This is a genomic window from Burkholderia stagnalis (genome assembly GCF_902830275.1).
GTDB lineage: Bacteria > Pseudomonadota > Gammaproteobacteria > Burkholderiales > Burkholderiaceae > Burkholderia > Burkholderia stagnalis.
Genome location: NZ_CADESW010000037.1, coordinates 1 through 16,822, shown reverse-complemented (window position 1 = coordinate 16,822; position 16,822 = coordinate 1). Strand labels below are relative to the sequence as shown.

Below are 16,822 nucleotides of genomic sequence, written 5' to 3'. Positions count from 1 at the left end.
GGAGAAACCGAATGGATGAAGACACGCGCAAGCACCATGTCCTGCTGATCGAGGATGACGACAGGTTTGCCTGGCTGGTCCGCGAATATCTCGGCCGCTACGAGTTCGCGGTGACGGTCGTGCGGCGCGGCGACCTCGCCGTCGCGGCCGTGCGCGAGCACCGGCCCGCGCTCGTGATGCTCGACTGGATGCTGCCGAATCTCGACGGCATGGAGGTATGCCGGCGGATTCGCGCATTCTCGAACGTGCCCGTGCTCATCATGACCGCGCGCGCCGACGTCTACGATCAGGTTGCCGGGCTCGATGCCGGCGCCGACGACTACGTGGCGAAGCCGATCGAGCCGCGCATGCTCGTCGCGCGCGCCCGCGCGCTGCTGCGCCGCGCGTATCCGGTCAGCCCGGACGAGGCGGCCGCGGCCCCGTAGCGCCGGTCGGCGAGCGATCCCGCGATCACGCCGGCTTGCCGCCTACCTTCATCTTCACCAGCAGCCAGCTCGTCGCACCGAGCACGAAGACGGCGGCAGTCCACGTGCCGTCATGGTGCAGCAGCAGCGCGGCGGTGGCGGCGATGCCCGCCAGCCCTTGCTGCAGGAAGCCGCACAAGGCCATTGCATGCGCGCCATGTTCCGGCGCATCGCTGACCGCGGCCGCCATGCTGTTGGGAAACAGCACCGCCTGGCCAAAGGTCATCAGGCAATACAGCGCGATGAAGATCCACACGCCCGCGGCATGGGCCAGCAGGCCGCCCAGCCAGGACGCCAGCATCAGCGTGGTCGCCAGCACGAGCAGCGTCGCGCCGGCATGCATCAGCCGCACGCCGCCGAGCCGCCGCACGAGGCGATTGACCAGCATCGCGCCGCTGAAATAGGCGATGCCGAGCAGCAGGCCGATGCTGCCGAAGCTCGTCACCGCGAGCTTGAAGTATTCCTGGAATACGAAGGGGCTCACTTCCTGCAAGGTCACGGTCGTCGCGAATGCCAGGCCGCCCGCGCAGGCCGGCCACAGGAAGCCCGGGCGCCGCAGCAGGCGCCAGTACGTGCCGGCCATGCCGGACGTGACGGCGGTGCGGTGCCCTGCCTTCAACGTCACGGTGTACGACAGGCCGATCGCCAGCGTGGCGGTGACGGCCATCAGCACGAAGCCCGCTTGCCAATGGCTGTATCGGCCGATCAGCCCGCCGATGAACTGGCCGCCGCCCAGTGCCGTGATGAAGGCGATCGACAGCACGGACAGGCGCCGCGCCAGCTCGTCGCCGCGCCAGTTGTCCCGCACGATGATTCTTGCGATGATCGCCGCGCCGCCGCCCCCGATGCCCTGGACGGCGCGCAACGCCAGCAGCGCCGGGGCGAACGTGCAGCCCGCGAGCAGCAGGCTGCTGGCCACGAACAGCAGCAGGGAAATCAGCAGCGGGCCGCGCCTGCCCCAGCGTTCCGCGGCGGCGCCCCAGAACGGCACCGGCAGCGCCGCGCCGATCACATAGGCGGAGATGGAGAACTCGGCGGCGCCCTGCGTCATCTTCAGCTCGCGCATGACGATCGGCAACGACGGCAGGTAGACCGTGGTCGCCGTTTGCGCCATGAATACGATCAGGCAGGACAGCGCCATCAAGGAAACGGTCGAGGCGCTACGTTCGCACGGTGCGCCGGCGGCAAGAACGGGCTTGTCGCTCATGCCGGGCCTCCCGCCGATCGTGATGCACGCCCGGCGGTGTCCCGCGCGCGCTCACGCAGCGGGCCCTGCAATGCGAGTTGAATCGCCATCGCTTCTCTCATTCGATCTTGTTGATGTTTGTGTCGGCAGCATGCTGTCCGGCCCTCGCGCCCGATTGTACAAAAGGCGGCGAAAACGAGCAGGCGATGCGGGCGGGCCTGGCATGCTTGCATGGCACAAGGGGAACTACCATTTCTGGCAGGTATCGGCGAGAAATTCGGCATCAGGCACAATACGCGGCTTCGTCATTCGACCACGGTCAAACCCATGCGCTTCGTCGTCGTCGGAACCAGCGGATCGGGGAAATCTACCTTTGCGAGCGCACTGGCCGCCGCCGCGGACTGCCCGCACATCGAGCTGGATGCACTCTACTGGGGCCCCAACTGGACCGCCGTGCCGCCCGAACAGTTCGAGCGTGCCGTGCTTGCCGCGACGGCCGGCGACCGATGGGTCGCCGACGGAAACTACAGCGCCGTGCGCGACGTGCTCTGGTCGCGGGCCACGCACATCGTGTGGCTCAACTTCGGGCGATGGACGGTGTTTTCCCGGGTGCTGTGGCGCACGTTGAGCCGCGGGCTCACGCGCACCGAGCTCTTTCACGGCAATCGGGAATCGCTGCGCATGGCGTTCTGTTCCCGCGACTCGGTGCTGCTGTGGTCATACACCACGTTCGCCAGGAATCGCGTCAAGTTCGCCGGCCTTCGCGACGATCCGAAGTACGCGCATCTGCACTGGACGGAAATCACCGCGCCATCGCGCACCCGCGCATTCATCGACCTGCACGCCCGCGCCAGCGGCTGAGCGCCGCGCGCGCCGGGCCCGCGTCGGGTCAGTTGTCGAACGTGCCGCGATATTCCGGCGCGGCGTCCGCGCGCGTATTCAGTTCGAACATCACGCCGCCCGGTGCGCGGCAGAAGAAGCGCGAACCGCGCCCGTTGTTGAACACGTCCGTCTCCATCGCGACGCCCTCTTCCGTGAATCGCTCGAACAGTGCGCGAACGGCATCGAGGCTCGGCAATTCGAACCCGACGTGGAAATTCGTCGGCCACGACGGACGGTCGTCGCCGGCGTGATCGATCACCACGTCGAAGCCCGGGCGCTTGAGGATGTACGACTTGTTCCAGCTTCCCGCGATCGTGAAGCCGAGGTGCCGCTCGAAGAATCGGGCCGTCGCCAGCGTGTCGGCCGAGGGGAAGCTCAGGTGATTGAGCTTCATCGTTTGCGTCATCGGTGCCATGTCAGTCATCGTCGGTCTCGCTCATGCAGTGATCGGCGGAGGCCCCATGCCGTTTCCGCCCGACGAATCCAGAATATAAGCAAAAGCTCACATTCAACAACTCGCATTGGGCGCGTGTTGCGAGCCCGTGCGAAACCGGCGTGAGCGCGCCGTTCGGGGCATGGAGGGCCATCGCCGAGGATCTGGCTGCTCGCATTCGTGCCGCGTTCTGTGCCCGTCAGTCTTGCGTGGCCGGCATCCTGATGATCGAGCATGGTCGGCTACGCCAGCCGCTCGGCGATCTTCGCGTCGACGCCGCGCAGCACCGCTCGTCACACTGCCCTGCGCCGAATGTGGGCCACGGAATACGACTGAACGCGAATTCCGGACGGGCTGGTTTGCATTTTCACATCAGAGTCAGGATAAGTTTTCTTATCTTAACGGCTGCATTGCGATGCAAAACTGACGACCGGCAAAGCGCGCCGGCCCGCCATTCCGACCACATAGCAACCTGTGGTGGAATTTTGTGACCAATCAGGTCGTGAATCTCGCGTCGATATTGTCGGAATCCTGTCAGGCTCGACGGGCCGTTGCGGGAGGTCGCGTCACAAGAAAATCACGACGGAAGTCATCGATCCAGCGAGCGTCAATGGTGTCATGTCGCTTAACCGGTTGACGTGCATCAAGGTTGGGTCCATGGCCAAACCTAGACTGGACCCATGCCCGCGTCAGAGGACGCCACCAGCCATTCATCACAGGAGTACGCCGTGCGCATCACCGTTCATCTCGACACGTTCGCGCATGCCGGCCCGTCGGCATATGCGATCGTCTGGCTTGATTTCGACGAGCACAAGTGGTCGTGCGAAGGGCACGACGCCATGGCAATGCCGTCATGGGGGACGCTTGCCCGGGCCGGCGACGGCATCCGGCTTGCCCTGCCCGATTCCGACCATCCGCTCATCGTCCTCGACGACTTCGCGTCCGGCAATGCCAAGGCGCCGAGTGTCGGTGCATGCGGCATGGCACGCTGGTACCGGCACGCCCATCACACGCCGGATGCCGGCCGCTGGTGCGTGCAGTGCGTCGATACCGAGCAGGCCGAACCCGAGCACCGGCTGTTTGCAGACGACGCAGGCTGAGCGCGTTGCACGCGCTGTGCCGGCATTCCGGTTCGGTGGACGAGCCTCGGGCGAAACGCACGCGCGAACCGCTAATCCTCCGTTTCCGGAATCGCATTGACGATCATCGAGAACAGCTTGCCGAGATCGTCTTCGAGTTTGACGCCATCGAACGGATCGCGATTCGCTCCGAACGCGAGATCGAGTTCCGCCCAGTCCTCTTCCGTCAGCAAACGCCTGGCGGCCGGCAATATCAGCGTCTCCTCCATGCACCGGTGATCCGAATAGAACTCGGCATATTCATCCACCAGCGCCACCAGGGCCGCGAGTGCGGGCGCCCCCTTCAATTCGTATCGGGTCAGCGCGTGCTCGAGATTGGTTAGCATCCCGTCACCTCGGGCGTGCTGAGTCTCCAGTTCGTCGAGGACGCCGTCGAATTCGGGAGACGCATCCCGCAATGGCGCAAACAGGTAGCGCTCCTCTTTCGGATGATGTACCTGCTCGGGGTACTCTCGGATGTAATAGAGCATCGCCCTGAACACCATGAGACCCGGAACGGGTTTGCCAGCCGCCAGCAGATGGACATAGCGCCGCATGCCCGCGATGACGGCAGACAGCCGTTCGTGCTCACGGAGGATTACGGCGATCGCGGCACGCGGCTTCAACGAGGACATACCCAACCCCACGGAAACAGGCGAAATGCACTGGCGATCGCTTGATCGACTCGGTTGCTCGGCAAGCCCGTTAGCCAGTGCCCACAATCTCCATCTTGGTCGGCTGCGGCTCGACATCAAAGTGCGCCGACGCCACGGCTTTGAGGGAGATCAAAGAGTGTGCCGGCACGGCAACGCGCGAAGTCGGCCTGCTTCGGCCAAGTTGAACAGGCGCCCGGCCGACTGAATTGCGCGTGCCTGCCATCGATCCGGCACCTGGTTTTCGAGGTCCGGTTGAGCTCCGCTGCCGGTACGATCGTGCCAAGATCGGCATGGCGTCGCCATTGCGATACTCGATGACGACGATGTCGCCGACGTGACTTCGGCACATGCGATCAGCCAGTTCAAGCGCACTGCAATCGATCGTTCAGGATTCGAACGGCTGCGTGCTGACTCTTCCTGCATGCAGGATTTGCCGCCTGTTTCGCCGAACGCGGGTAACGCATGCTGCGTCGTGCGTTCAGATTGAGTGTGCCGGCTGGTCGGCGGTAGACGCACGTCGACGCATCGAGTCAGCGCGCTGCCTCTGTTGCGATAGCTTCTTGCAACCGGCGCGTCGCCCGTTCTGCAAACGTCGTCAGAACCGGACTGGCGCTGTCGTGAAGTGCTTCGCGCGACGTCACCTGGCATTCCGCGATCGGTGATTTGCGTGCCAGCGTACGCATTTGCGCCAGCGCGGAGTCCGCGCCACGCTGCGCGAAGCTGCAAAAGAGCGCGATGCGCGGCAACTGGTGCCAATACGCGTTGAGGTAGGCACGCACCGGCGACGATACGCAGCCTGCCCACACCGGCGAACCGATCACGACAAGGTCGTATGCCGACGGATCCCGCTTCGGCGTAACGATGTCTGCCGGCTTCTGATTGACCGCCTCGACGATCGAGCGCAGATACCCGAACGGCCCGGCGCGACCGCGCGTTTCGACGATTTCCTCGATATCGGCATGCAGCATGGCGGCCAGTGCGGATCCGGTCCTGCGGGTCGTGCCCGTCCGCGAATAGAACACCACGAGTATCTTGCCTCCGAACATGGCACCCTCCTTGATATCCACGCCCCAACATGCAGGCACGCCATATGTCGAGGTTAGGCTAGCGAATCGACCGATCGCTGATCGACATCAATCGCACGTCTCGCGATGGCTGCAAGGTGCGTTGGCGCCGGCCGGGTTTGCGCGACGAGCCGGCCACACGGCAGCAGACGGGCCGCCGTGCAGCCATTCGTGCGTCTTGGCTGGGCGAGCACGCGAACCGGAGCGTGCTGCTACTGACGTCCGTTACGGCGATCGCACTACCGATCTGCCTGAGTGGGCCTGCCCGGCATGAACGTCGACGAGATTCCGCTCAGGAACCGCGGCATCGGCTTTGCGGTGTTCCTGTCGATCGCGCTGCTGCCGACAGCCTTCGCAGCCTGGCTCTTCTACCGGTTCGCGCGGGACCGACTCTACGCATCGGAAACTGCCGCTTGAAACTGCGTGTTGACGGTACTCACGGTCAATTTCGGCTAGACGCGGATTTCAGCGATCGCGCTTTCTAATTTTCCGCACCGAGTGCATGAAACATTTCGTCTTCCTGAGCGCAGTGCAGTCGAACCACCGCCTCCAGCCCATACAGCAGGCGCTGAATCTCACGTAAGCCCACCGAGTCCGGTCCGTCAGGCGGCATGTCCGTTGCCATTTGTTCCAGCAGACGGGTCATCCTGAAAATCTCGCGATGCGAGCCGCTCATCGCCGCCAGCGGGTCTTCACCTCCCAACAGCGGCACGAGCCCCGGATAAACATCGAGATCGTCGGACCTTTCGTGAGGAACCAGGCTACGGGCCAATGTGCCGTTCACGTCCGTGAGTGCAGTCCGAACGGCCGTTCCGGGCAAGCGCGGCAGTTCGTCGGCGAGGTCTCTGATCTCCTTCAGCACCGGAGCGAGCCGGACATGCTCTGCCTTCATCCGCTCCGCGTCGATGGAGGCGAGGCCACCCGCCCTCGATACCGATCGTGTTCCCGAAGCCCGCAGCGCATTGATGATTACCGCAACGTCGATGATTTCCTGCAGTATCGCCCCGCCGATGGGCGGCAGGAATCCGAACGCCGCCACGCCCATTGCGACGATCGACAGCGCCATGCCTGCCGTGACGCTCTCGACGGCGATCCGACGGGACCGCTTCGCAATTCGCAAGGCCTCCACGAGGCGATCCAGACGGTCGACCAGCAGCACGACGTCGGCCGCTTCGGACGATGCCGCTGCGCCCCGCGCGCCCATTGCCACGCCGACGTCCGCAGCCGCCAGCGCAGGCGCGTCGTTGATGCCATCTCCGACCATGATCACCACGCCTTCATGCTGCGCAGCTTGAATGGCCGCGAGCTTGTCCGCCGGAGACTGTTCCGCCCTCACTTCGGTGACGCCTGCCGTGGCGCCGACGGTCTCCGCGATGTCGCGCCGGTCGCCGGTCAGCATCACGATTCGGCTGACGCCACCCTGCCGCAGCAGGCGCAGCGCCCTGGGCGTCTCGAGCCGAACCTGGTCGGCCAGTTGGACTGCCCCGATCATGACGCCGTCGACGCCGACGAACACCACCGATCCGCCTTCGTAGCCAACGTGCCTCAGGAGCGGCTCGCTCCATGGCGCGACCGATGCGTGTGTCGAAACGAAGGCGAACGAGCCGATCGCAACCGCCTGGCCGTCCACCTGCCCGGTCAATCCGGCGCCAGGAGACTCCTGGATTGTCGATGGCGATGACAGATTCACATGGCGCTCACGCGCGGCAATGGTCAATGCCTCGGAAACCACATGCCCGGACGCTTGCGCCAAAGACGCCGCGAATCGCAGTACGGTGTCGTGCGTCACGCCTGGGCTACTTTCAATCGAGACGAGACGGGCTCGGCCGCCCGTGAGCGTTCCGGTCTTGTCGAAAAAGAGGATGGACGCTTGCGCGAGACGCTCCAACGCGCCGCCACCTTTGACAAGAATCCCGCGCTTCGCACAACGCGACATGCCGGAGACGACTGCGACCGGCACCGCAAGGATCAGCGGACACGGCGTCGCGACGACGAGCACGGCGAGCGCGCGCCGGATATCGCCGGTCGCCAACCAGCTTCCGCCGGCCAGCAGTAACGCAATCAGCACGAAAACCCATGCGTAGCGGTCCGCCAGCCTTGCCGCCGGGCTGCGTTCCCGTTGTGCCGACTGCACCATGCGGACGATGCCGGCATACGTGCTGCCGCCGGCGCTCGCAGAGGCCACCATCTCGAACGGCGTGCCGGCATTGACCACCCCGCTGCATACGGATTCGCCGGGCAGTCGACGGAGCGCGACCGATTCACCGGTCAGCATGGATTCGTCCAGTTCGGCCGCGCCGGTCAACACACCGTCAACCGGCACGAACTCGCCGCTTCGCACGAGCAGCCTGTCACCGGGCCCCACATGCTCCAGGGCCACCTGGCGCCATTCACCGTTTTCGAAACGCGCCGCGTGATGCGGTGTCCTGCGCAGCAACGCCGTCATTTCCCGCTGCGCCCTGCGTTGCGCGTACTGCTCAAGCGCCCGCCCGCTCGCCAGCATCAGCCCGATGATGGCCCCCGCGAGATATTCGCCGAGCGTCAAGGCAAGGCCGATCGCAAGCCACGCCAGGACGTCGATTCCGGCTTCACGTCTGGCCAATGCCGTCGCGATGGAGGTGGTCACTGCCAGCAGAACCGACAGCGCGCCGCAGAGCCACATCGCACGCGCAAGCGCGCTCATGCCGATCGCGGTCAAGGCAAAGCCCGCCACCAGCGTGACTGCGGAGACGCTCAGTACCGCGAAATCAACGGAGCGCGGAATGATAGGCATGACGTACGCGGGAAGTGTCGAATGTCGGCTGGCAATCAGGATTCCGGGCGCAATCGCCACGGGATTCCCGCTTCAGTCTATGTATCGCGCCCCATGGAAATTTGACAGGCATCAACAGTTTCGGCGACGCATTGGGACGGGGCGCTGCTGTCGACTCGGCTCTGTACCCTGGATGGGGACGCTGGCGGCTATGCGCGCATGCGTTGCGGCACGACGGGATCGCGGCGCCCGCAAGCGTCAATACAGCAGATAAGCCGCCCGCTCTCGTGCAAACGCACTGTTCTGCATATCGACGACGCGCTCGATTGCGTCGAGCGAACGCCCATCCTCCAGCATGTCCGCAATCGCGCGCGAACCGACCGATGCCCGAATCGGGTCGATTCGGAAGCGCTCCGGATAGCGCCGATGCAGCGCAAGCGCGAGCGCGAAACCGACCGCCCCTGGCCGCAACGTACCCGGCAGCCGCGCGATCCGCACGCCTTCGCACAGTGCGCCGCGATAAGGACCTTCCGTCGGCACGAACCGGATCGGCACGAAGGTCGCATTCACATGCATCGCCCGCAAGTCGTCCGCGAGCGCGCGGCCATCGATCCAGGGCGAGCCGACGACGCCGAACGGCCTTGCGGTGCCGCGGCCGACACTGATCTCCGCCCCTTCGACAAGGCCGACATCCGGATATAGCGACAGCGCGGCCGTATCGCGCAGGTTCGGCGACGGCGGCACCCAGCCAAGCCCGGTATCTTCAAAGCGCATCGATCGCAGGTAGTGCTGCATCGGTACCACCGTCAGATCGGCGCCGATCCGCAACCGTTCGTTGAACAGCTTCGCCAGTTCGCCGACCGTCATCCCATGCATCAGCGGCAGCGGATAGTAGTTCGTGAAGGACGCGGGATCGGCGTCCGATACCGCCCCCCCGACCGTGTCCGCCCCAAGCAGGTTCGGGCGATCCAGCACGATCACCGGAACATGCGCGGCGGACGCCGCCTCGAGTGCGTAGCCGAGTGTCGCGATATAGGTGAAGAAACGCACGCCGGCATCCTGGAGATCGAAGACGAGCACGTCGATGCCCGACAATGCCGCCGGCGCGATTCGCCGCCGGTCGCCATAGAGGCTGCGGACAACCACGTTCGTGCGCACGTCGACGGTGTCGCCGAACGTCGTGTCGAGATCGGTATCGACACCGTGCTCCGGTGCGAAGATCGCCGTGAGCCGGGCCCGCGGCGCTTGCGCCAGCAGGTCGATCGTGCGCCGGCCCGCGCGATCGAAGCCGCTGCGATTCGTGACAACGCCGACGCGCTTGCCGGCCACGCCGGCGAATCCGTTCGCCGCGAGCACATCGATGCCGGTCAGCACCGGGCCGTCGGACCTCGGCAAACGCGCGGCACGCTCGACGGCCGGCCTCATCACGGGAATGCGGGCGGCAATCTGCGCGCCCGATACCGGCGGCGCATGGCTCGACACGATACCGAGCACCGCTTCCCGCAACGGCTGCGCGTCGCCTGTCGCGTCCGGATACAGGCGGCTCGTCAGCACGATGACGAAGCGCCGCGTAACCAGATCGATCCACAGGCCCGTTCCCGTATAGCCAAGATGGGCGAGCGCGCCGGCTGCCGGCAGCCGATAGCGGTTGGCCGCCAGTGGCGCCTGCAGCGCCCAGCCCGCGGTGCGCGCCTCGCCGTCGGCATCGAGTGTCGCCGGCGCTTCCAGCGCGGCGACGCTCCCGGGCCGCAGAATGCGCTCGCCGTCGAGCACGCCGTCATGCAGCAGCATGCGTGCGAAGCGCCCGAGATCGTCGGCAGTGGAGAACAAGCCCGCGTTGCCCGAGACGCCGCCCATCGCCGCCGCGATGGGATCGTCGACGCGTGCGCGCCTGGCCCGCAGGCGCGTGGGCGCGACGCGCGATGTCACGCGGACGCCGGGCAGGAATTGCGTATCGTGCATGCGCAGCGGCGCGAAGACGTGCGTCGCGCACCATGTGTCGAGCCGCTTGCCACTTGCGCGCTCGACAATTTCCCCGAGTACCACGTAATTGATATCGCTGTAGATGACGCGCGTGCCGGGCTGGGCGACAGGCGACATCGCCAGGACGTCGGCAAGAACCGACGCGCGGGTGCGCAGCGCCCGTATCGACGATACGCCGGCAGGCAGGCCGGACGTGTGCGCGAGCAGTTGACGAACCGTGATGCCGCCCTTGCCTCGCGCGTCAAGGGCCGGCCAATATCGGGCAGCCGGTGCGTCCAGCGTCAGCCTGCCGCGTTCCACGAGCTGCATGACCGCCGTCGCGGTGGCAACGGCTTTCGTCAGCGAAGCAAGATCGAAGATCGTGTCGGCCGTCATCGATTCGGACGCGCGCCCGGCGGTGCGCATGCCTCTCACGATCCGGTCGCGCACGCCGTCGGCGTCGCCGATCAGCACGACCGCGCCGGCAAGATGGCGATCCGACATCTCCGCGGCAATCGCCGCATCAATCGTGGTGGCCGGTGCCTGAAGGCCCGTGTCCAGGCCTGCGCCCGCTACGGCGCCCGCCGGTATCGCCAGTATCAGCACGCAGGTCAGCGCGGCAAAGCGTCGGGATCGTAGCGATTGCGCGGATTCCACAGCATCCACCCGTTCGTACCGGCGGCGTCGGCCGCCTCCACTTGCGCGCGAATCTCGTCGGCATCGAATACCCGATGATCGAACGCGTAGTCGCGAAACGCCTGCAACCAGGGGCGGAAGCGCACGCCGCCCAGGCCGGTGCGGCGCATCGCTTCCCTGAGCGACCGGGATACGATCTCCCCCGGCTTGTCGGTCGGTTTCCGGCAGCCGGGCAACCCCCACGTGAACCCGGACGGATACAGCATCGGGGAAATGTAGTCGACGTATCGTCCGAACGTTTCGATCCGCTGCCCGATCGCGGTGTCGTTGAAGTTCCAGCAGACGTAGCCGAAGATGTCCGCCGCCAGGTAAACGTTGTACGGACGCAGGCGCTCCCGCGCACCCGCGAGAAACCCCGTGATCGCCGCCACGCGATTGGGCTCGGTGTTGGGCTCGCGGAACCGCAGGCCATTCGCGTCCGGAAAGCGCAGATAGTCGAACTGGATCTCGTCGAAGCCCATTCGGGCGGCTTCCTCCGCGACGTCATAGTTGTGTTCCCACGCCGCGCGCACGGTCGGATCGATCCAGCGCTGGTGTTCGCGATCGAGCCAGATTTCGTTGGCGGCAGTCCGCACAGCCCATTCGGGATGCGCGCGAACCAGCGGATCGTCCTTGAACACGACAATGCGCGCGATCAGGTATAGGCCCCGTGCATGGAAGAGCCCGACCAGTTCCGGCAGCTCCGCCGCGCGGCGCTCGCCGCCGGGTGCCGGCTCGGCCGCACCCGCGATTTCACGCGCCAGGCTTCGGTAACGCGTCGCGCCGCTGTCGCCCTTGACGTCGATGACGAGCGCGTTGATGGCCGTCTTGCCCTGCAATGCCAATGCCGCGTCTCGCAGCGTGCGGTCCGCGACGCCGTAAGCCGACAGATAGACCGCTTTCGGGCGCAGTGCAGACATGCGAATGGCGCGTGCGGCGCCCTGCCCGTCCAGCGTGACCGCTTCGCGCGCGTAGCCGGGCATTTTCACGCTGACCTGCGTGCCGGCTCCGTCGGTCGGCACCGTGAAGATGCCATCGGCATTGGCGATCAGGGTGGCCCCCGAAGCGTAGCCCGTCGCGCCCGCGAGCGGGCGGCCGCTCGCGGCATCGACGACCGTGACCGTCACCGTCGCCGCCTGCGTCGTGAGCGCGGCGAACAGCAGCAGGAGCCAGAGGAACCCGCGCTTAGCCACGGCCGCCCCCGGTTGCACGCAGCAGGCTGCCCATGCAGCGAATCTCGCATGCATCGGTCATCAGGTAGCGCGGCAATGCCATTGCAGGGTCGGCGAGCCGCACCGGGCGCGCTTCGAGCGTGAATGCCGCGACATAGCCTGCGCGAGCGGCAAGCTGCTCCGTTTCCGTGTCGTGGATGCCGAACGGCCAGGCCAGCAGGCGGACCGGCTTACCGGTTTCGGCCTCGAGCCGCGCGCGGGACCGGCTCAGTTGCCAGGACACGAAGTGCCGGAAGTCGTCCGGCGACCGCAGTGCGCGTTCCGTCCGGAAATTCGGATGCCAGTAAGTATGCGACTCCATGTCGAATTCGCCAGCCGTGCCGAGCGTACGCAGTTGGTCCCACGTCATTGCGTAGCTCGCGTTGGAGATGGCCGACGGGTAGACGAACAACGTGACCGGCACCGGATGCTGCGCCAGCACGGGTCGCAGCACGTCGTAGACGGAACGATGCCCGTCGTCGACCGTGATCGCGACGGCGCGCGCCGGGATCGCTCCGGCGTCACCGGCATGCCAGCGCACGACATCGGCGAGCGGCACGATCCGGTAGCCGGCTGCATCGATTGCGCGGAGATGCGCGCGGAACGTGCTGGTTCGCACCGTCATCGAATCCAGCCGCTCGGCCGCAAACCGGTGATAGACAAGGATCAGCACGCTCGGCTGCGCCGGTGCGGCATCGTCGCCGAGCACGGCGGGCGACGCCAGCGACAGAAAGAACAGGAAGACGATCGATCGGACGGTCACGATGCACCCCGAGCAAATTCCGTCCCTCATTCTTGACGATCGCGCTGTGTGAGCGTTGAGTCAGATCAATCCGCGGTGCAAAGTTGCGTGCGTCCGGCGGCGTCACGCCGATCCGGCGGCCAGTTCGGCATGGATCCGCTCGACTTCATCCCGCGTACACAGCGTCGTGCCCGGATTCGCCACGGATGCCGTGGACGCGGCGAGCGCGTAGCGGCACGCATCGTCGAACCCTATCCCGCGCGCGAGCGCCCAGACCATTCCACCGACGAAGCTGTCGCCGGCGCCGATCGTGCTGCATACCGCCGCCTGCCTGCCAGGCAGGCGCAGCGCGCGATCTCGCGTGACGACCCACGCGCCGCGCGCCCCAAGCGTCAACGCGACGATCTCCGCACGGCCGTCCGCGACGAGCTCGCCGGCCAATCTGCAGGCCGCATCTTCTTCGAGCGACGCGCCGGCCAATGCACTCAGTTCGCCAAGACTCGGCTTGACGAGATACACGCCGGCGTCGAGCGCGGCTTGCAGCGCCGGCCCGGCCGTATCCACGACGACCCGGGCACCGCGCTCCGATGCAGCCCGCGCCAGTTTCGCGTACAGATCGGCCGGTGCACCCGCAGGAAGGCTGCCGCTCAGCACCAGATAGCGCGGCGCGGGATCCATGCGCTCGAGGCTGGCGCCAAAGTCCCGCCATTCCGCTTCGGCGAGCGATGGCCCCGGCATCAGGAAACGGAACTCCCGGCCGCTCGCGGTTTCGTGCACGCAGAAATTCTCGCGCGTCTCGCCGGCAATGCCGATTCGCATGGCGGGCAGGTGCTCGGCCTCGAGCAATGCGGTCAGCGTGTGTCCCGTCGGGCCGCCCGCTGCGTAAAGCGCGACGCAGTCGCCGCCCAACCGGTGAATCACGCGCGCGACGTTGATCCCGCCGCCGCCTGGATCGCGCCGTGGCAATGCGCAGCGCAGCTTGCGGGTATCGACGATGCGCTCGACCGACGTCGCGACATCGACGGCGGGATTCAGCGTCACTGTGACAATGTCGGCCATGAAGGGGGCTCCGCGATGAAAATCGTTCCGATGCCTGCGCAGTTCGAGGAGGACGGCGGCTGCGTTCAGGCCGCTGCTCCGGTTGCCGAAACGCCCGGAACTGTCCTGAGCCACCATACCGGCCTGGCAAGCCGAGCGTCGTTGATGGCGGTCAACGGATGCGCGGGGGCCGGAATTGCGCTCGATCAACGATACACCGCACGCGCGTTCTTAAAGTGAATGATCGGCCGCCGCGGAGCCTCGCCATGGACGAACAGCCACTCTGTACCACCGTATTTGCCGACCGCTATGCCCAGTCTGGCGAAACGACTCATGCGGCCGTGTTCCGGCGAGTCGCGCACGCCCTGTCGCTTGCCGAATCGGCTGCGTCGCGCGTGCCGGTCGAGCAGGCATTCTTCCGCAACCTGCGGCGCGGCGCGATCGGCGCCGGTCGCATTCTCGCAAATGCGGGCGCCAATACCCCGGGAACGATGATCAACTGCTTCGTCCATCCGCTCGAGATACCGGGAGATGCGTCGACGGCAGCCGTAGAGGCCGCGCTCGTGCGCGCGCTTGGCGAGGCCAGGCTCACGTTGACGATGGGCGGCGGCATCGGCTACGACTTCTCGCCGGTGCCGCCCACCGGCGCGTACGAGCGGCCTCGCGCGGAAGAAAAAGGCGTATGCGCGGCGATCGATCGTTTCGACGCCATGTGCCGCACGCTGACGTTTTCCGGTCCGCGGCGAGGCGCACAGATGGGCGTGCTGCGCTGCGATCATCCGGATCTGATCGCATTCGTTACGGCGAAGCGCGGCCGGCAGCGCTGGTCGACATTCAACCTGTCGGTCGGGGTAACGGATGCATTCATGGATGCGGTGGCCCACAATCTGCCGTGGACGCTCGCGCATCACGCACCGCCCTGCCCCGGCGTCGGCGCGTCGCCCGCGATGCCGGACGGCAGGCATGCGTACGCGACCATTCCGGCGCGCGCGCTGTGGCATGAAATCGTCAATGCGGCGCGCGACAGCGCCGAACCCGGCCTGCTGTTTCTCGACACGATCCACGACGCGAATCCGCTACGCGAGTACGAGCGGATCGACGCGACGAACCCGTGCGGCGAGCAACCGCTGCCGGCATATGGCAGTTGCGTCCTCGGTCCGATCGACCTGACGCGATTCGTGCGGCATCCGTTCGGCATCGACGGCGAACCCGGTTTTGATTTCGCGACGCTCGCCGATGCGGTGCGCGTACAGGTCCGCATGCTCGACAACGTGCTCGACCTGACCGCATGGCCGCTCGCCGCGCATGCGCGCGAAGCGCACAGCAAGCGTCGGATCGGTGTTGGCGTGACGGGGCTTGGCGATGCACTGACGATGCTGCGGCTGCGTTACGACAGCCCGGCCGCGCGCACGGTCGCGCGCGAGATCGCGCTGACGATGCGCCAGCACGCATTTGCCGCGTCGGCGGCACTCGCCGCCGAGCGCGGTGCGTTTCCGGCATACGACCCCGCCACCTATCTCGACGGGCCGGCGCATCGTGCTCCGCTGCCGCTGGCGGTACGCCAAGCGATCGCGCGGCACGGGTTGCGCAACAGCCATCTGCTGTCGTTCGCGCCGGCCGGCAGCGTGAGCCTCGCATTCTGCGACAACTGCTCGAACGGGATCGAGCCAGCCGTCGACTGGACACAGCGGCGCTACCTGCGCACCGGCGACGATCACGTCCATGTCTTCCGTGCGGAGAACCACGCGTATCGGCTGTTCCGGCAATTGCACGGCAAGGGCGTCGCGCTGCCCGATTATTTCGTCACTGCAAGCGACGTTGCGCCGGCCGACCACGTCGCGATGCTCTCGGCGCTGCAGCCGTGCGTGGACGCGGGTATCTCGAAGACAGTGACCGTGGATCGGCATTGTTCGCTGTCGCAAGTCGACGCGTTGTTCTTGCTCGCGTGGCGCGAGCGCCTCAAGGGAATTACGATTTTCCGTCCGGATCCACAGCTCGCGTCGGTCGTCGCCGGCGACGCGGCCAGGCAGGCGGATAGATCCGTATGTACAGCGTGCTGACAGGCGGGCTGCACAAGATGTCGATCATGCAGGGGCGTCCGTGGCGGCGTCAGCCGGGACGTCCGCTGCGGGCCGGTGCGTCGGCGGTATGGCGCCCGCCAGCGGCGCGATCAGGGCCATCAGCGTGTCGTGATCGATCGCCTCGCATTGCAGCAGGCGCTGCGCAATCCGTTCGAGCGCATCGCGGCGCTCGCCGAGCGTCGCGGCCACCCGCGCATGCGCGTCGGCGAGCAGCGCGCGCACTTCGTCGTCGATCAGCTGCGCGGTGTGCTCGCTGCAGCGGCCGTCGCCGGACGTCCATGCTCCCGGTGCCCCGATCTGCGGCGCGCTGTTGTCGAAAGTCGCGAGACCGATGCGTGGACTCATGCCGTAGTGGGTGACCATATGACGTGCCATCGCGGTCGCGCGTTCGAGATCGTTCTGCGCGCCGGTCGACACGTCGGCGAACACCAGCTCCTCGGCCACCCGCCCGCCGAGCAGCGCGTCGAGCCGGTCGAGCAGCTCGCTCTTGCGCAGCACGTAGCGATCCTCGGTCGGCACCTGCTGCGTGAAGCCGAGCGCCGCGACGCCGCGCGGAAT

13 protein-coding genes and 2 pseudogenes are annotated in these 16,822 nt (G+C 66.4%); 5 read left to right on the top strand and 10 right to left on the bottom strand.

Going from position 1 to position 16,822, the window contains the following annotated elements:
- Positions 1 to 11 precede the first annotated feature (11 nt).
- Positions 12 to 419: pseudogene (locus HWY45_RS34920) on the top strand (response regulator); the annotation flags it as partial.
- 31 nt (positions 420 to 450) lie between these two features.
- Here HWY45_RS34920 and HWY45_RS34915 read toward each other — a convergent pair.
- Positions 451 to 1,671 (bottom strand): MFS transporter, encoded by a 1,221-nt coding sequence (locus tag HWY45_RS34915; protein WP_230947019.1) that lies wholly within the window; start codon positions 1,669 to 1,671, stop codon positions 451 to 453.
- Between the two features lie 306 nt (positions 1,672 to 1,977).
- Here HWY45_RS34915 and HWY45_RS34910 point away from each other — a divergent pair, with 306 nt between their 5' ends.
- On the top strand, positions 1,978 to 2,511 hold the full coding sequence (locus HWY45_RS34910) for a P-loop NTPase family protein (protein ID WP_059883463.1): 534 nt from the start codon (positions 1,978 to 1,980) through the stop codon (positions 2,509 to 2,511).
- 28 nt (positions 2,512 to 2,539) lie between these two features.
- Here HWY45_RS34910 and HWY45_RS34905 read toward each other — a convergent pair whose 3' ends face one another.
- A complete protein-coding gene (locus HWY45_RS34905; protein ID WP_375782235.1) occupies positions 2,540 to 2,947 on the bottom strand; it encodes a VOC family protein in 408 nt (135 codons plus the stop codon).
- 746 nt (positions 2,948 to 3,693) lie between these two features.
- Here HWY45_RS34905 and HWY45_RS34900 point away from each other — a divergent pair.
- Positions 3,694 to 4,065, top strand: a complete 372-nt coding sequence (locus HWY45_RS34900) for a DUF3564 family protein (protein ID WP_059564053.1) — start codon at positions 3,694 to 3,696, stop codon at positions 4,063 to 4,065.
- Between the two features lie 71 nt (positions 4,066 to 4,136).
- Here the strand turns inward: HWY45_RS34900 and HWY45_RS34895 are convergent, their stop codons facing one another.
- Positions 4,137 to 4,718 (bottom strand): hemerythrin domain-containing protein, encoded by a 582-nt coding sequence (locus HWY45_RS34895; protein WP_059883460.1) that lies wholly within the window; start codon positions 4,716 to 4,718, stop codon positions 4,137 to 4,139.
- Positions 4,719 to 5,269: 551 nt separating this feature from the next.
- A complete protein-coding gene (locus HWY45_RS34890) occupies positions 5,270 to 5,785 on the bottom strand; it encodes a flavodoxin family protein (RefSeq protein ID WP_059883457.1) in 516 nt (171 codons plus the stop codon).
- A 288-nt stretch (positions 5,786 to 6,073) separates the two neighbouring features.
- On the opposite strand from HWY45_RS34890, the gene HWY45_RS34885 reads away from it, so the two are divergent.
- Positions 6,074 to 6,220 (top strand): hypothetical protein, encoded by a 147-nt coding sequence (locus tag HWY45_RS34885; RefSeq protein ID WP_155631899.1) that lies wholly within the window; start codon positions 6,074 to 6,076, stop codon positions 6,218 to 6,220.
- 64 nt (positions 6,221 to 6,284) lie between these two features.
- Here HWY45_RS34885 and HWY45_RS34880 read toward each other — a convergent pair whose 3' ends face one another.
- The 5 genes from HWY45_RS34880 to HWY45_RS34860 form a co-directional block, all read right to left on the bottom strand.
- On the bottom strand, positions 6,285 to 8,576 hold the full coding sequence (locus tag HWY45_RS34880; RefSeq protein ID WP_059883455.1) for a heavy metal translocating P-type ATPase: 2,292 nt from the start codon (positions 8,574 to 8,576) through the stop codon (positions 6,285 to 6,287).
- Positions 8,577 to 8,813: 237 nt separating this feature from the next.
- Positions 8,814 to 11,174, bottom strand: coding sequence for an exo-beta-N-acetylmuramidase NamZ domain-containing protein (locus HWY45_RS34875; protein WP_059883453.1), 2,361 nt, complete (start codon positions 11,172 to 11,174; stop codon positions 8,814 to 8,816).
- Positions 11,129 to 12,439, bottom strand: coding sequence for a putative glycoside hydrolase (locus HWY45_RS34870; RefSeq protein WP_150998825.1), 1,311 nt, complete (start codon positions 12,437 to 12,439; stop codon positions 11,129 to 11,131). Before HWY45_RS34870 ends, HWY45_RS34875 begins: the two co-directional genes overlap by 46 nt.
- Complete coding sequence (locus HWY45_RS34865) at positions 12,378 to 13,196, bottom strand: polysaccharide deacetylase family protein (protein ID WP_081069824.1); 819 nt, start codon at positions 13,194 to 13,196, stop codon at positions 12,378 to 12,380. Before HWY45_RS34865 ends, HWY45_RS34870 begins: the two co-directional genes overlap by 62 nt.
- Positions 13,197 to 13,268: 72 nt before the next feature.
- Positions 13,269 to 14,204 (bottom strand): 1-phosphofructokinase family hexose kinase, encoded by a 936-nt coding sequence (locus HWY45_RS34860; protein ID WP_059883451.1) that lies wholly within the window; start codon positions 14,202 to 14,204, stop codon positions 13,269 to 13,271.
- Positions 14,205 to 14,449: 245 nt separating this feature from the next.
- Here HWY45_RS34860 and HWY45_RS34855 point away from each other — a divergent pair, with 245 nt between their 5' ends.
- Positions 14,450 to 16,243: an adenosylcobalamin-dependent ribonucleoside-diphosphate reductase gene (locus HWY45_RS34855; RefSeq protein ID WP_059883449.1), complete on the top strand. Its 1,794-nt coding sequence runs from the start codon at positions 14,450 to 14,452 to the stop codon at positions 16,241 to 16,243.
- Positions 16,244 to 16,267: 24 nt separating this feature from the next.
- On the opposite strand, the pseudogene HWY45_RS34850 reads toward HWY45_RS34855, so the two are convergent.
- Positions 16,268 to 16,822: pseudogene (locus HWY45_RS34850) on the bottom strand (cell division protein FtsH); the annotation flags it as partial.

Excerpts from the sequence above, each read along its gene's own strand:
- HWY45_RS34915 (WP_230947019.1), bottom strand. The coding sequence starts at position 1,671 with ATGAGCGACAAGCCCGTTCTTGCCGCCGGCGCACCGTGCGAACGTAGC.
- HWY45_RS34910 (WP_059883463.1), top strand. The coding sequence starts at position 1,978 with ATGCGCTTCGTCGTCGTCGGAACCAGCGGATCGGGGAAATCTACCTTT.
- HWY45_RS34905 (WP_375782235.1), bottom strand. The coding sequence starts at position 2,947 with ATGGCACCGATGACGCAAACGATGAAGCTCAATCACCTGAGCTTCCCC.
- HWY45_RS34895 (WP_059883460.1), bottom strand. The coding sequence starts at position 4,718 with ATGTCCTCGTTGAAGCCGCGTGCCGCGATCGCCGTAATCCTCCGTGAG.
- HWY45_RS34890 (WP_059883457.1), bottom strand. The coding sequence starts at position 5,785 with ATGTTCGGAGGCAAGATACTCGTGGTGTTCTATTCGCGGACGGGCACG.
- HWY45_RS34885 (WP_155631899.1), top strand. The coding sequence starts at position 6,074 with ATGAACGTCGACGAGATTCCGCTCAGGAACCGCGGCATCGGCTTTGCG.
- HWY45_RS34880 (WP_059883455.1), bottom strand. The coding sequence starts at position 8,576 with ATGCCTATCATTCCGCGCTCCGTTGATTTCGCGGTACTGAGCGTCTCC.
- HWY45_RS34870 (WP_150998825.1), bottom strand. The coding sequence starts at position 12,439 with ATGCATGCGAGATTCGCTGCATGGGCAGCCTGCTGCGTGCAACCGGGG.
- HWY45_RS34865 (WP_081069824.1), bottom strand. The coding sequence starts at position 13,196 with ATGAGGGACGGAATTTGCTCGGGGTGCATCGTGACCGTCCGATCGATC.
- HWY45_RS34860 (WP_059883451.1), bottom strand. The coding sequence starts at position 14,204 with ATGGCCGACATTGTCACAGTGACGCTGAATCCCGCCGTCGATGTCGCG.
- HWY45_RS34855 (WP_059883449.1), top strand. The coding sequence starts at position 14,450 with ATGGACGAACAGCCACTCTGTACCACCGTATTTGCCGACCGCTATGCC.